Below are 14,789 nucleotides of genomic sequence, written 5' to 3'. Positions count from 1 at the left end.
ATTTATGGAATATTTAAAAATAGAAACGAACATATTCAAATTAAAAAGTATGGAACAAAAGTATGCTCCAATTTGGATTGAAATTAAAGGTGAAAAGTTTCCAGAAAATAATTGGTATGATTTTATTTATTCAGTTTTAAATATATGGAATTATAGCCTGTTAGAAATGTTAAAAACACAAAAAAGCGAATGTGTATTAAATTTTGTTGAAGGTGATTTCGCCTTTAAATTTGAAAAAAAACAAGGTTTTCTTTATTATGTTTATTTAGGTAGATTAGATATATATGAAAATGTATTTACTAAAAAGAATTATTACAATAATGAAGTCATTACAATTAATTTAATAGAATTTATAAATGAATTGTTAACGACGAGTAATGATTTGTTAAAATATTCAGAGTTAAATAAAATTAGTAATGATGATTTTAATACATTTAGAATAAAATTTCTAAAATATAAAAAAGAGATTGCGAATTTTGTTAATAATCCAATCTAAGTTAACTCTTCGAAGTTTGTAACCCCACGCTGGTGCTAGTTTGTAACTAGTACCGGTATGAGTGTCTCGTCCTAAAAAAAGTTTACATATTTTACCTCGCTCTTCGAAGTTTGCAACTTCGAAGCATATTGTTAGAAAAACAAACAATAATAAAAAGCTCTTACAGAAATGTAAGAGCTTTTTATTTCAATTATCACTTTAATACTTTTTTAACACTAAAAGATAATTTTCTTGGGTAACAGAATTCTAATTATGGTAACAGGGCAGTATAATTAGTAAAATCGAATTATTTTCTTTTTTCTAATCATAAATATTCTTTCGCGAAGAATAGACATAAGCTATGAGTGTCATTAAATTATCGTAGTATTTTTAAAACATGAAAACATGAAAAAATTAAATCTCAACATACTTCAAAAATCAATCTTAGTATTCTGCCTATCAATATTTGCTATTAGCTGTTCTAAGGACGATAGTATCGAAACACAAGCATTAGAAAAAGACGCTAGGGAAACAGAAATTTCTCTTAGTGATGATAAAGACTTTATTGCTTTAACTATCGAAATGCAAAATTATGCCTCTTTTCTGGAAGATGTAATGAATAAAAATTCTTTAAATGTTAATGAATTGGAAAAAAAACTGATTCAATTACAACAAGAAGGATTAGAGCTTGATGAACAATCCAAGGAAATAGATAAGCTATTTAGGTATTCTGTATCGGTAAGAACAACGGCATATACTAAAGCTTTTTCCAAAAGATGGAATATGATAAAAGAAAGATATGGAAATATTAAGCAAAGTAATCTAGAGTCTTCCTTTGCAAAAGTACTTGGGACAAATACAATATTGTCAGGAGGAGGATCTGATGGTTGTAATTGGAGATATTATCTATGTATGGGAGCGGCTTATGCTGGAACGCTGATATGTCATGCAGGATGTAGTTTAGGTATAGGTGGACCTGCTTGTTATACATTATGCTATATTGGTGTGACATATGCGTGGGACCTATGTGATGATTTATATTGTAGTTAGGTTAAAATATAAAGCTAAAAGACTTGCTCTTTGAAGTTTGCAACTTCGAAGCAGATAAAAAAAATAATCAAAAAGCTCTTACAGAAATGTAAGAGCTTTTTAGTTTTGATTGTTAGTTTAATACTTTTTTAACAATAAAATGGAATTTTCTTGGGTAACAGAATCCTAGTTATGGTAACAGGGCAGTATAATTAGTAAAATCGAATCATTTTCTTTTATCTGATTATAAAATATTCTTTCGCGAAGAATAGACATAAGCTATGAGTGTCATTATAGTGATCATAGTATTCATCGTAATTTAAATTTTAATCATGTTAAAAAACGTTTCAAACTTAGGTAAAACATTAAACAAAAATGAACAGAAGTCAATTCTTGGAGGTTTGCGACATGCACCTTCAGAAGATGAGCATATTTGTTTTTATAATGTAACAGTTGTTGATGCTGATAGTGGACTAGTTATAGGTTTAACACCTTGTAATCCTCAAATTCACTCATTTTGTTGTGAGGAGTAGTACCCACGCTGATGCTAGTTTATAACTAGTACCTAATTCCGGGTAAGAAATAAAATATTTAAGAAGTTTCTGACCTCGTATCGTATTTAAACAACCAAAAAGCTCTTACAAAAACGTAAGAGCTTTTTGCTTTGATAATTAGTTTAATATTTTTTTTAACAATAAAAGATAATTTTCTTGGGTAACAGAATCTTATTTATGGTAACAGGGCAGTATAATTAGTAAAATCGAATCATTTTCTTTTTTCTAATTATAAATATTCTTTCGCGAAGAATAGACATATACTGTGAGTGTCTTTAATTGATCATAGAAAATTTAAATTTTAAAACATAAATCATGTTAGAGAGTATTGCGAGACTAGGAAAAGTCTTAGATAAAAAAGAACAAAAAATTGTATTTGGTGGAAGGCTATCTACTACAGATGAGATCGAACCAGCCGATGATCTATGCAAAAATATAATTGGGATGTTGGTATACACTACAAGTTGTAATTGTGCTAATATTTCTGAAAATCACGAAATGTGTGTTTTATAATCTCTAAGTACCAAATTATAAAACAATAAGACTGTAATTGTGAATGTCTATAAATAATCACAAGTAATTTTATAAATACAAATCATAAAAAAAATGAAAACTTTAAATTTTAATATACTTCAAAAATTCATCTTAATATTTTGTTTATCTCTATTTGCTATTAGTTGTTCAACTGATAGTGTAGAGGAGCAGTCGGTTGATGCTTTAAAAAATATTGAAAAGCAGAAAGAGCTTGTTGATAATTCAAGAAATATTGCTGCACTAATAAATTCTTTCGATATTATACTTAAAGAATCTATCGCTAACCCAAAGCTTAGTGATGAAGATTTAAGTAAGCTATTTATTCAAGAATCTAAAAAAAATGGTTTAAGAATTGTAGAAATTAAACAAGATGAAAATAATCGTCCAGTATTTTCAAAGAAATATATTTCGATATTGAATAAACTTCAAACGGCCAATAATTATGATACTAAAGATGAGTATGTAAAGAGTTTAATGGAATTGAAAAATGATGTAACACGATCTAAAATGTCCATTGAAGAACAACAATTATTGGTTGATACTATTGGTTTTTTAGTTGAATTTACGGACTGGACTGAAACAATAAAAGATTCCAAATTAGTTAAGTTTAGTTCTTTTAGCAAGAAAGATTGCGAGGGATGGTGGTCTTGTTGGGGAGCATGTGTTGCTGGTACAATTGGAGGAGCAATTGCAGGTGGAATCGCTGGATGTGGAGTTGGTGCTGGAGTTGGTGCTGGAGTTGGCGCTGCAATAGCCGCAGCCCCAAGTGCAGGTATCGCTGCTCCTGTTGGTGCTGGCGTAGGAGCTGTTATAGGTTGTGGAGCAGTAGGCGCTGTTGGGATAATAGGTGGTGCTTTAACTGGTGCAGCTGCTTCTTGTGATTAATTCTATTAATTAAAATGAGTAAAAGGAAGTCTATAACGGACTTCCTTTTTTTAGTTAAAAAAACTTAGAATAAAGGAGAACTTCTAGATTCTTTATGTTTTCCTGTTAAATTACTCTTAAAAAACGTAACACTCCTTAACATTTTACGTTTAATAGAACATCAAAGATCATTAACTTAAACTATTTCAATGAAATCATTAAAATCACTCTTACTATTTGCAATGGTATTAGTACTTAGCAATTGTAAGAATTCATCAAATCAAGAAACAAAAGATAAAGATGAATTAAAAGTAGAGAATCATACAGATGCTGCAGGATTCTCTTATGAAACTATTACTAATGACCCTACAGGTTTACGATTGTATACCTTAGAAAACGGGCTGAAAGTATACTTAAGTAAGAATATCGAAGAACCTAAAATCCAAACCTATATTGCCGTGCGAGCAGGTTCTAATTATGATCCTAAAGAAGCTACAGGATTAGCTCATTACTTAGAGCATATGGTATTTAAGGGTACTGACGAGATCGGAACTCAGGATTTTGAGAAAGAGAGCGTATATCTAAAACAAATCTCTGATCTATATGAACAACATAAATTAGAACAAGATCCAGAAAAAAAGAAAGAAATTTATAAAAAGATAGATGAAGTATCTTTAGAAGCTTCTAAAATATCAATTCCTAATGAATATGATAAAATGGTTAACTCATTAGGAGCAGAAGGTACGAATGCACATACTTGGTTCGAAGAAACTGTGTATAAAAACAAAATACCAGCTAACGAATTGGATAAGTGGTTAAAGGTAGAAAGTGAGCGTTTTAGTCAGTTAGTATTACGTCTATTCCATACAGAGTTAGAGGCTGTATATGAAGAGTTTAACAGAACTCAGGATAATGATTTCAGAAAGTCTTATTATGCTATGTTAGATGGGTTGTTTCCAAACCACCCATATGGGCAACAAAAAACAATAGGAACATCAGAACACCTTAAGAATCCATCTATGGTAGCGATTCATAATTATTTTGATAAATATTATGTGCCTAATAATATGGCAATGGTGTTAGTGGGTGACCTTGATTTTGACAGCACGATTAAAAAAGTAGATGCTGCATTTGGAAAAATGGAAAGAAAAGATGTGACACATCCTGTTCTACCAAAAGAAGAACCTATTACGAGTCCTATAGTTAAAGAAGTTTTTGGACCAACAGCAGAATCTGTTACAGTGGCTTTCCGTTCTGAAGGATTAGGAACAAGAGATGAAAAGTTGCTAACACTTGCAGATATGATATTATCAAACGGTAATGCTGGACTTATTGATTTAAATCTAAATCAAAAACAATTAGTACAACGTGCTGGATGTTCTCCAACATTATTAAATGACTACGGTTATCATTCGTTTAATGGAACACCAAAAACGGATCAAACACTGGATGAAGTAAAAGATTTATTACTAGCTCAAATCGAGAAACTTAAAAAAGGAGAGTTCGAAGAATGGATGATTCCAGCTGTAATCAATGATTTGAAATTAAACAGAACTAGAAGTTATGAGAATAGTACTGCATTAGCTTCAGCATATTACAATGCGTTTATACATCATCAGGATTGGAAAGATAAGGTTGCTTTTTTAAGTGAATTGAAGAAAATAACTAAGCAAGAACTTGTAGACTTTGCTAACACTTTTTATAAGGATAATTATGTAGTTACTTACAAAAGAAAAGGTGAAGATAATAATATAGTAAAAGTAGAAAACCCTGGAATTACTCCGATTGAGTTAAATAGAGATAAAGAATCTACTTTTATTCAGGAGTTTAACAAAGTTAGTACTCCAGCATTAACTCCTCAATTTGTGGATTATAAATCTGCGATCAAAGAAAGTAAAACAAATAATGGATTGAGTGTTTCTTATATTGATAATCCTAACAATGATCTTTTTGACCTAAATATTATTTTTGATATGGGGAAAGATAATGATCGTAAGGTATCTTTAGCAGCTGGTTATTTAGATTATTTGGGTACTGATAAATACACTCCAGAACAATTAAAACAAGAATTTTATAAAATAGGAATTAGCTATTATGTTTTTGCTGCAGATGATAAAACATATGTAGGTTTATCTGGATTAAAAGAAAATTTAGATGCTGGATTAGCATTGCTAGAGCATTTATGGAATAATGCTGTTCCGAATCAAGATACCTATAATAAGTATGTAGATAAGATCCTAAAAGGGCGTCAGGATGGTAAAACCCAGAAAGGAAATATTTTATTTACTGGATTGATGAATTATGGTCTTTATGGTGAAAATTCTAGATTACGTAATATTTATACAGCATCAGAATTACAAAGTTTTAAACCACAAGAACTTGTAGATAAAGTAAAAGAATTACGTAATTATAAACAAAGAATCTTTTATTACGGAAAAGATATTGATGCCGCTGTTGCTGCTTTGGATAAAAATCATACAGTGAATGCTGATCTGTCTGATTATCCAGAAAAAACGATCTATTTAGAGAAAGAAACAGGAGGGAACGTATATTTTGTTGATTATGATATGGTGCAGAGTGAAATGTTGCTATTAGCAAAAGGAGCAGAATTTGACCCTAAGAAAATGGCAGCTTCTAGATTGTTTAATACTTATTTTGGAAGTGGATTATCATCTATCGTGTTTCAGGAAATTAGAGAATCTAAATCACTGGCGTATTCTGCATTCTCTGCATATGGAAATGCTTCTGAAAAAGGAAAATCTGATTTGGTATATGCATATATAGGTACGCAAGCAAATAAAATGCCTCAAGCGGTTGATGCAATGATGGAGTTGATGACTAATATGCCAGAAGCTGAAGAACAGTTTAATCAGGCAAAAGAAGCTACATTAAAAAAGATTGCTGCACAACGAATTACTAAATCTAATATCTTTTGGACATATGAAAGTTTAAAGAAAAGAGGTATTGATAATGATAATCGTGAAGAAATGTATAATACGATTAAAAATATGACACTTGCAGATCTTAAAGGATTCTTTGATAAAAATATCAAAGGAGAAAACTATAATGTACTTGTGATTGGTAATAAGAAAGATGTGGATATGAAAGCATTAGGTAAATTAGGTGATGTTAAAGAAATGGATATTGATTACCTTTTTAACTACGAAAAAGATAAAAAAGACATTAAATTATAATCAGTCAAAAATCGTAAGGAGATTTTTATGAATAAACCCTGTGAGAAATCACAGGGTTTATTGTTGGTGACCTGTTAGTAATTCTTATATTTGAAATCACAAAATCAAGCATACCATTATCAGAAAGGTATGCATACCAAAAAAATATTATAGAGCGAATGAATCTCTTACAAGGTAAAACCGCAATTATCACAGGTGCTACTCGTGGTATCGGAAAAGGAATAGCACAAGTTTTTGCAAAACAAGGTGCAAATGTTGCATTTACATACAGTTCTTCTGTAGAGGCAGCTTCAGCGTTAGAAAAAGAATTAAATGATTTAGGAATTAAGGCAAAAGCATATCAAAGTAATGCAGCCAGTTTTGAAGAATCCGAAAACTTAATAAAGGATGTTCTGGAAACTTTCGGTGGAATCGATATACTAGTTAATAATGCAGGTATCACTAAAGATAATTTGCTTATGAGAATGAGTGAAGATGATTTTGATAAAGTAATCGAAGTTAATCTTAAAAGTGTGTTTAATATGACTAAAGCTGTGCAACGTACTATGCTTAAACAACGCAGTGGAAGTATTATCAACATGAGTTCTGTAGTTGGAGTAAAAGGAAATGCAGGACAGGCAAACTATGCAGCTTCTAAAGCAGGAATTATTGGTTTTTCTAAATCAGTAGCTCTTGAACTAGGTTCTAGAAATATACGAAGTAATGTAATTGCTCCAGGTTTTATAGAAACAGAAATGACTGGAAAACTAGATGAAAAGGTTGTAGAAGAATGGAGAAAAGCAATTCCTCTAAAAAGAGGAGGATCTCCTGATGATATAGCAAATGCTTGTCTGTTTTTAGCAAGTGATCTAAGTGGTTATGTTACTGGACAAGTACTTAACGTTGATGGAGGAATGCTAACCTAAATATAGAATTACGATTCATGGTTTTAGAATCATTTTTGAAGATTTTAATACTATTTTGTTTCAAAGTCGTTAAATTCGATTTAAAATAATCTTTATAATTCTAGAACCGTATAGATCGTAGTTTTCATAATGCAGATACAAAATATAGGATTGATCATAGCAGCTGTTATAATAGCATTAATTATAGCGCTATATCAATATATGTATAAAGCAAAAAACAGAACCAAAAGAAATCTGTTTTTTGCTTTTTTACGTTTTCTTAGTGTATTTACATTGCTGGTATTGTTGATTAATCCTACTTTCAAAAAAAACACATACTACACAGAAAAACCAACATTGGTAGTTGCCACTGATAATTCTGCTTCTATAAAACATCTTAATCAAGATAATTCAGTTACAGAATTCGTTACTAGGCTTCAAGAAAATGAAGATCTAAATAAGCGATTTGATGTTAAGTATTATTCCTTTTCGGATGAATTACGAGATACACTCAGCTTGACTTTTGATCAAAAACAGACTAATATTTCCAAGGCATTGGATGATTTGGATCAAATCTATAAAAATACAAATGCTCCTACAATATTGATTACCGATGGAAATCAAACCTATGGTAAAGACTATCAGTTTAGTAGCAATACATATAAACAGCAGATTTATCCCATAATTACAGGAGATACTACAGAAGTTACTGATACAAAGATTCAGCAGCTTAATGTCAATCGATATGCATACTTAAAAAATAAATTTCCTGTAGAAGTTATTCTTACCTATTCAGGAAATGAAACCGTTGACACTAAATTTGAAATAAAATCTGGACAGAGTACTATATTTTCTCAACCAGTTTCTTTTTCGGGAGAAGATAATTCCAAAGTAATTAATTTTACATTAGCAGCCAACACAGCTGGAGTATTACAATATAGAGCATCCTTGGTTCCAGTGCAAGGAGAAAAAAATACGGTTAATAATGTAAAATCTTTTGCAGTAGAGGTTATTGATCAGAAAACAAATGTACTGTTAGTAAGCGATATTGTGCATCCTGATCTGGGTGCTATTAAAAAAAGTATTGAAAGTAATGAACGTAGAAGCCTTACAATACGTAAATCATCTGAAATAAAAGATATCGATGATTATCAGCTTATAATATTATATCAACCTAATGCAAGATTTAGAGGAGTTTATGAAAAGTTAGAAAACCTTCGAAAAAATCACTTTACTATAATTGGTTCCAGAACGGATTGGGTATTTCTCAATAAAATTCAGAATAAATATAGGCAAGAAATTACCAGGCAAACAGAGTATTACCTTCCAAGATTTAATACTAATTATGGAACATTCTTGTTAGATGATATTGGTTTTAATGAATACCCTCCATTAATAGGAACGTTTGGAGAAATAAGAATAACTGCCTCTCATGATATATTGTTGCATAGAAATATTGGTAATGTAACAACAGATGAACCTTTACTAGCGACAATAGAAGAGAGTGGAACTCGCGAAGCATTATTAATTGGTGAAGGAATATGGCGTTGGAGAGCACAGAATTATCTGGATACTAAAAACTTCGAAAGTTTTGATGATTTTTTCGGAAAACTGATACAGTATTTAGCATCGAATAAACGAAAAAGTAGATTAAATACGATCTCAGAATCTTTTTATTATGGTAATGCTAGTATTAAAATAAAGGCGGAGTATTTTACAAAAACATATGAATTTGACCGTAGAGGAAGCCTGAATATTATAATTAAGAATAAAGAAACTGAAGCTTCTCAAACAATACCAATGTTATTAAAAAATAATTCATATGAAGCTGATTTGAGTAGCTTATCATCTGGAAACTATGATTTTACTGTGACGGTTTTAGGTGAAAATATATCACGTTCTGGAAGCTTTAGTATTTTGGATTATGATGTAGAACAACAATTGCTTAATGCAGATGTAACAAAACTAGAACAAGTAGCGACTAATACTAATGGAAAGGCTTATTTTATGAGTCAAAATGATATCATAATTAAAGATTTAGTAATAGATCAAAGATATCAAGTAATCCAGAAGAGCAAAGAAAATATTGTATCTTTAATAGACTGGAAATATCTTTTGGCAATTATCATATTATTGCTCGCAATAGAGTGGTTTATGAGAAAATATAATGGGCTTATTTAAAATTTAAAAACTAAACATTTATCATGGAAAAATTACCTAAAATAGGGTTACCTATTCTTATTATTATTGTATTAACTATTGTGTTTATTTCAAAATCAACTGTTACGATTGGTTCTGGAGAAGCAGGAGTTTTGTATAAAACTTTTGCAGGTGGAGTTGTAACTGATCAACCACCTTTGGGCGAAGGATTTCACTTGGTTGCTCCTTGGAATAAAGTAATCGTATATGAAGTAAGGCAACAAGAAGTTTTTGAGAAAATGCAAGTACTTTCTTCTAACGGACTGGAGATCAAATTAGATGCTTCTGCTTGGTTTCAGCCTGATTACGCTAAATTAGGTTTATTACATCAACAAAAAGGTGAGAATTATGTTCAAAGAGTATTGTTACCAACAATTCGTTCAGCTGCACGTAGTGTAGTAGGTAGATATACACCAGAACAATTGTATTCTAGTAAAAGAGATGCTATTCAAAAAGAAATCTTTGAAGAGACTAAAAAAATTGTAGGCAATCAATTTATACAATTAAATGAAGTTTTGGTGCGTGATGTTACATTACCACCAACTATTAAAGAGGCTATAGAACGAAAGTTAAAGCAAGAACAAGAAGCCTTAGAGTATGAATTTAGATTAGAAAAAGCTAAAAAGGAAGCAGAAAGACAAAAGATTGATGCAGAAGGTAAAGCAATTGCTAACCAGATTCTTAGTGCTTCGCTAACTGATAAAATTCTTAAAGAAAAAGGAATAGAAGCTACATTGCAATTAGCGAAATCTCCAAATGCAAAAGTAGTTGTAGTAGGTTCCGGAAAAGATGGAATGCCTTTGATTCTTGGTAATCAGTAAGAAGAACCATCATTTAAAAAATAATTTAATATGTAACCACCATATAATAACTATTATATGGTGGTTTTTTTATACCTATATATCAAAAGAATAGCATCCCAAATGACCTATTACTTGTTTTTATAAATTTAAATGCTAAAAGCTAATTGCATTAGCCTTTACTATAAATACTTGATATTGTGTTTATTATGCGTCAAAGGTTGATGTTTTTTGATTGAAAACTTTAAAGAAAAAGTATTTTTAACCTCGCTAATGATCATTTAGTCTTTTTTTAGTATATTTTTAACACGAATTATAGTACGTATTCATTCATATGAACGAACAGGATAATACATTATCTAAAATTAAACACTTACTTGAGGAATCCTATAAACTTAGGGTTAACAACTTAGAAGAAAGTGTAATGTTAGCTAATGAAGCATTGATTTTAAGCGAAAAGATACAGGATAAAGCAGGTATTGGTAAAAGTTTAAACATGCTTTCATTATTTAGTATGATTTGTGGAAAAGGTAGCGAGGCATTATCTTTTGCTGAGAGAGCAATTACCTGTTTCGAATTATTAGAAGATGAAATAGGAGTAGCGGATGCTAAATATAGTATAGCTGGTATTCATTATAAGACAAATAACTACCATCTAGGAATGATTTACTTGATAGATGCATTAGTTATCTATCAAAAATATAATGATTGGCATAACGTATCCAGAACCCAAAAGTCACTAGGTGCTATTTATGAAATTTTGGGAGATAAAAATAATGCTGCTGAAGCATATAGAATAGCAATAGAATCGGCAAAGAAATGTAAAAACAAGAACTTCGAGTCAAACGCTTATAATCCTATGTCTGGGATACTTCTTAAACAAGATAAACCAAAAGAGGCTCTTGACATGATTAATAAGTCGATAACGTTAAAATCAGAAACAGGAGATGATAGAGGTCTCGCTTTTGCTATCTATGGTCGTGGCAAAGTGTATAGTTATAACAAAAAGTATGAAAAAGCCTGTGCTGATTTTATAAAAGCATTGGATATACATGAAAAGTATAATGAAGTGTACGGTATTGGAATGGCTAAGCATAAACTGGCTCAATTATACCTGGAAACAGGAGAGATTGAACGAGCAAAAACTTTGCTTAAAGAAGTTGTTGCTCATAGTACAAAATTTAATCTTTCTAGAACAAAATATAAAGCCAGTCATCTTCTCTATGAAACATACAGAAGCGAAAACGAACATAAAGAAGCTTTAAAATATCTTGAAAGTTATTTAATGGAAAAAGATGCTTCTGTTAATTCTCAGACATTAAAAGTTATCGAAAATTACGAGCGTATTTCAAAAATAAAATACGAACAACAAGAAGAAAATCTTAGACATGAAAAAGAGGCTATTTTAGTAAAGGAAAAGCAAGCGGATGAAACCGCAAAAATGCGACAATCCTTTCTATCTGCGATGAGTCATGAGATAAGAACTCCATTAAATGCAGTAACTAGTATTATTTCCCTTCTTAAAGAAAGGGCCGATGCAGATGATCAGAAATTACTGACTTCATTGCAGTTTTCTTCAAAAAATTTGATGCGAATTATTAATGATATTTTAGATTTTTCCAAGTTGGATTCTGATAAAATGGAACTGGAAATGCATCCCGTTAATTTTGCAGAGTTGATTAATAATATTAGGGAAACCTATTTGGGAATGGCCTTAGAAAAAGGAATACAACTTAATGTTAATATAGATATAGGACTCAGTAAATTTTATAAACTAGATGAAACCAAATTATTTCAAATCTTAGGAAATTTAGTCAGTAACGCTATAAAATATACCAATAAAGGATCAGTAGATATTGATATAGAGTTAATTTCCTCAGCAGGAAATAAGGATACGGTATACTTTGGTGTAAAGGATACTGGTGTAGGAATAGCTAAAGATGAACAAAATAGACTCTTTGATAGTTTTTATATACCATCTACTATAACCACAAGAAATAATGGAGGTACAGGACTAGGTCTTGCCATTGTAAAAAAGATAGTACAGCTATACGGCAGTACCGTGAATTTAACTAGTAAAAAAGGCAAAGGTTCTACTTTTTATTTTGAATTAGTTTTACAAAAGTCTAAGGATATTGTCAAAATAGATCAAAAACAAACAAATCAACTAAAAAATAAAACAGCCATACTTGCTGAAGATAATGAGGTAAATGCTTTGGTTATGGGGCAATTACTTAAAAAATGGGGTGTAAAAATAGAACGAGTTAAGAATGGTATGGATGCGGTAGAGGCTGCAAAAAAGGTAAAAGTTGATTTTATTTTAATGGATATCCATATGCCCGAAATGAATGGTTTTGATGCAGCAAAGCTCATTAGAAATTCAAAAAACGAAAATCAACATACTCCTATTTATGCACTTACTGCAGATGTGACCGCAGTTAATAATGAAGATTACTTAACCTTTTTTAATGGGTTTTTATGGAAGCCTTTACAGATAGATAGACTTTTTGATACCTTAGTGAATCAAAAAAAGAATGTGAAGTAAGAATGTTTATATCCGATCTTAATAGTTATTTCATTTTATCAAATTAATATACCTTGACAAAGGTGTTTCAGAAGGGAGTTTGTATAAGTTTTTTGTATAACTAGATGGCAAATGTTTTTTCTTCGCTAAGCCTACCATTGCTTTTCATTAAAAAAGAATATTTAGTTGTAACTATCTCTCTCAATTTTATACTAATATAAAGTAACCGTATATTATAATGTATGAAAAGATTAGAACCTTATAAAGATATTAGTGAGGCCAAAACTTCATTAGATAATGGAGGAAGATTTTATAATATTTTAACCAAAGCTGATGATGGAGTAATATCTCAATCAGAACTTGGTAAAGTAGCAGGACTTTTTAGTAATAAACAAACAATGATACTTTTTTTAGATTTGTCAATTTCATTACTAAATGAAAATGATAAAAATCAAGTGATTTCATTGTTAACAGATGATTTACAGTCTATGTATATAGAACATACCTGTGTAGCATTATTACCTTCTCAAGCAAATTCCATAGGAAAATTATCTTGTAATACTATTATAACAGGCATACCTAAAAAGTTAGAATCTAAATCTGATTTTAATGGATTTATAATGATACCCATTGTAACAGGTAAAGTAACTACCTTTACCATGATCCCTATTATTGATACGTATGATGTATATGAAGTAGTAGAAGAGGGAACAACAGATACGTTTATAATAGCGCATGCAAAAGGCTCTCATAAACTTCCAGAAAAAAAAATACAGGTAGCAGGAGTTCTTAAGGAGTTAAAATCCAAAAAAGATGAAAAATCAGCTTCAAATAAATATTTAGAAGCAATTTATTATGTTGATTAGTAATTAAATATTATTTATTGTCGTAGTAAAAACTTACCATTTCAAAATGTTTAATTATTCCTCCGTCTTTGTAAATCAAATCTACATCATATTTCAAGTCATGATATTCTTTTGATAGATTAAATTCTGTATACGGCATAAAAACATTTACATCGGCATAATAAGTTTTATCGAATTTTGGCGTGAGCTTTTTATATAATGAAATCTGACCAGAAACATTTTTATAAGCTATTTTAGTGGTGGTGAGAAATTTTTCATTCTTATCAGCAAAGCGCACTAACATATAACATTCTGTATCTTTCAAGTTAAATACTGTGAATTCTGCATGAATGCGCATACCTTTTTTTTCATCCTCGGTGACATTATAATCTACCCAGGTTCTGGTAAACTTAGTGGATACATTTTCCTTCTTAGGAGTTTCTATGATTTTATCTTTTAGACTAATGTCATAAAAATTCCAACAACCTTTTTCACAACCAAGTTCTGTTAATGAATATATGTCATCAATTTTTTCTAATTTATTAAAAAATAATTTCAAATATTTTTTTTGATTAGGAACTAGTTTTACTGTTCCGTAACCTCCTGCATCTGGGCCTTCCCATCCCATTTGATTTTTAAGAGCATACCTATTGCCTTTTTGGTCACTAAGAACAAAAGGAGACCTGCTGGTAGGTGGATGTAAAGTACCATTTATATCATTGGTAGGCTTAAATTCTAAAGAAATTTCGGTCCAGTTTCCTGTATTCTGAACTTCAGTAATAGTTACATAGGTTGTAGTCGAATTACCAACCACCACCGTTTTTTCTTGAGCCTTTATTTGAACAGAAAGTATTATAAGACAAAGGAGTATAATTTTTTTCATAAAA

At 30.5% G+C, this 14,789-nt stretch carries 12 protein-coding genes; 11 read left to right on the top strand and 1 reads right to left on the bottom strand.

Annotated features, from left to right (window positions below):
* The first annotated feature begins 4 nt into the window (after nucleotides 1-4).
* The 11 genes from QBK95_RS08795 (at nucleotide 5) to QBK95_RS08745 (ending at nucleotide 13,923) form a co-directional block, all read left to right on the top strand.
* Nucleotides 5-496: a hypothetical protein gene (locus tag QBK95_RS08795; protein WP_280932707.1), complete on the top strand. Its 492-nt coding sequence runs from the start codon at nucleotides 5-7 to the stop codon at nucleotides 494-496.
* Between the two features lie 384 nt (nucleotides 497-880).
* On the top strand, nucleotides 881-1,525 hold the full coding sequence (locus QBK95_RS08790; protein ID WP_280932705.1) for a hypothetical protein: 645 nt from the start codon (nucleotides 881-883) through the stop codon (nucleotides 1,523-1,525).
* 311 nt (nucleotides 1,526-1,836) lie between these two features.
* Nucleotides 1,837-2,037, top strand: a complete 201-nt coding sequence (locus QBK95_RS08785) for a hypothetical protein (RefSeq protein WP_280932704.1) — start codon at nucleotides 1,837-1,839, stop codon at nucleotides 2,035-2,037.
* Nucleotides 2,038-2,373: 336 nt separating this feature from the next.
* The gene (locus QBK95_RS08780) at nucleotides 2,374-2,571 is read left to right on the top strand and encodes a hypothetical protein (RefSeq protein ID WP_280932701.1); all 198 of its coding nucleotides are present in this window, start codon (nucleotides 2,374-2,376) and stop codon (nucleotides 2,569-2,571) included.
* Between the two features lie 93 nt (nucleotides 2,572-2,664).
* Nucleotides 2,665-3,477, top strand: coding sequence for a glycine zipper family protein (locus QBK95_RS08775; protein WP_280932700.1), 813 nt, complete (start codon nucleotides 2,665-2,667; stop codon nucleotides 3,475-3,477).
* Nucleotides 3,478-3,665: 188 nt separating this feature from the next.
* Nucleotides 3,666-6,650, top strand: coding sequence for a M16 family metallopeptidase (locus QBK95_RS08770; RefSeq protein WP_280932698.1), 2,985 nt, complete (start codon nucleotides 3,666-3,668; stop codon nucleotides 6,648-6,650).
* Between the two features lie 158 nt (nucleotides 6,651-6,808).
* Nucleotides 6,809-7,555 carry a 3-oxoacyl-[acyl-carrier-protein] reductase gene (fabG, locus tag QBK95_RS08765; protein WP_280932695.1) on the top strand — a complete coding sequence of 249 codons (747 nt, stop codon included), beginning with the start codon at nucleotides 6,809-6,811 and terminating at the stop codon, nucleotides 7,553-7,555.
* Between the two features lie 129 nt (nucleotides 7,556-7,684).
* Nucleotides 7,685-9,715, top strand: coding sequence for a VWA domain-containing protein (locus QBK95_RS08760; protein ID WP_280932694.1), 2,031 nt, complete (start codon nucleotides 7,685-7,687; stop codon nucleotides 9,713-9,715).
* A gap of 23 nt (nucleotides 9,716-9,738) precedes the next feature.
* Complete coding sequence (locus QBK95_RS08755) at nucleotides 9,739-10,554, top strand: prohibitin family protein (protein ID WP_280932691.1); 816 nt, start codon at nucleotides 9,739-9,741, stop codon at nucleotides 10,552-10,554.
* Between the two features lie 313 nt (nucleotides 10,555-10,867).
* Nucleotides 10,868-13,078: a tetratricopeptide repeat-containing hybrid sensor histidine kinase/response regulator gene (locus QBK95_RS08750; RefSeq protein WP_280932689.1), complete on the top strand. Its 2,211-nt coding sequence runs from the start codon at nucleotides 10,868-10,870 to the stop codon at nucleotides 13,076-13,078.
* 221 nt (nucleotides 13,079-13,299) lie between these two features.
* The gene (locus QBK95_RS08745) at nucleotides 13,300-13,923 is read left to right on the top strand and encodes a hypothetical protein (protein ID WP_280932687.1); all 624 of its coding nucleotides are present in this window, start codon (nucleotides 13,300-13,302) and stop codon (nucleotides 13,921-13,923) included.
* Nucleotides 13,924-13,933: 10 nt separating this feature from the next.
* On the opposite strand, the gene QBK95_RS08740 is transcribed toward QBK95_RS08745, so the two are convergent.
* On the bottom strand, nucleotides 13,934-14,785 hold the full coding sequence (locus QBK95_RS08740) for a hypothetical protein (RefSeq protein WP_280932685.1): 852 nt from the start codon (nucleotides 14,783-14,785) through the stop codon (nucleotides 13,934-13,936).
* Nucleotides 14,786-14,789: the final 4 nt, after the last annotated feature.

It is taken from the genome of Aquimarina mycalae (genome assembly GCF_029906345.1).
GTDB lineage: Bacteria > Bacteroidota > Bacteroidia > Flavobacteriales > Flavobacteriaceae > Aquimarina.
This window is presented reverse-complemented; position numbering and strand designations above follow the sequence as displayed.

What these genes read in the sequence shown, in the direction of transcription:
- QBK95_RS08795 (WP_280932707.1), top strand. Translation starts at nt 5, where the DNA reads ATGGAATATTTAAAAATAGAAACGAACATATTCAAATTAAAAAGTATG.
- QBK95_RS08770 (WP_280932698.1), top strand. Translation starts at nt 3,666, where the DNA reads ATGAAATCATTAAAATCACTCTTACTATTTGCAATGGTATTAGTACTT.
- QBK95_RS08775 (WP_280932700.1), top strand. Translation starts at nt 2,665, where the DNA reads ATGAAAACTTTAAATTTTAATATACTTCAAAAATTCATCTTAATATTT.
- QBK95_RS08750 (WP_280932689.1), top strand. Translation starts at nt 10,868, where the DNA reads ATGAACGAACAGGATAATACATTATCTAAAATTAAACACTTACTTGAG.
- QBK95_RS08745 (WP_280932687.1), top strand. Translation starts at nt 13,300, where the DNA reads ATGAAAAGATTAGAACCTTATAAAGATATTAGTGAGGCCAAAACTTCA.
- fabG (WP_280932695.1), top strand. Translation starts at nt 6,809, where the DNA reads ATGAATCTCTTACAAGGTAAAACCGCAATTATCACAGGTGCTACTCGT.
- QBK95_RS08780 (WP_280932701.1), top strand. Translation starts at nt 2,374, where the DNA reads ATGTTAGAGAGTATTGCGAGACTAGGAAAAGTCTTAGATAAAAAAGAA.
- QBK95_RS08785 (WP_280932704.1), top strand. Translation starts at nt 1,837, where the DNA reads ATGTTAAAAAACGTTTCAAACTTAGGTAAAACATTAAACAAAAATGAA.
- QBK95_RS08755 (WP_280932691.1), top strand. Translation starts at nt 9,739, where the DNA reads ATGGAAAAATTACCTAAAATAGGGTTACCTATTCTTATTATTATTGTA.
- QBK95_RS08760 (WP_280932694.1), top strand. Translation starts at nt 7,685, where the DNA reads ATGCAGATACAAAATATAGGATTGATCATAGCAGCTGTTATAATAGCA.
- QBK95_RS08740 (WP_280932685.1), bottom strand. Translation starts at nt 14,785, where the DNA reads ATGAAAAAAATTATACTCCTTTGTCTTATAATACTTTCTGTTCAAATA.
- QBK95_RS08790 (WP_280932705.1), top strand. Translation starts at nt 881, where the DNA reads ATGAAAAAATTAAATCTCAACATACTTCAAAAATCAATCTTAGTATTC.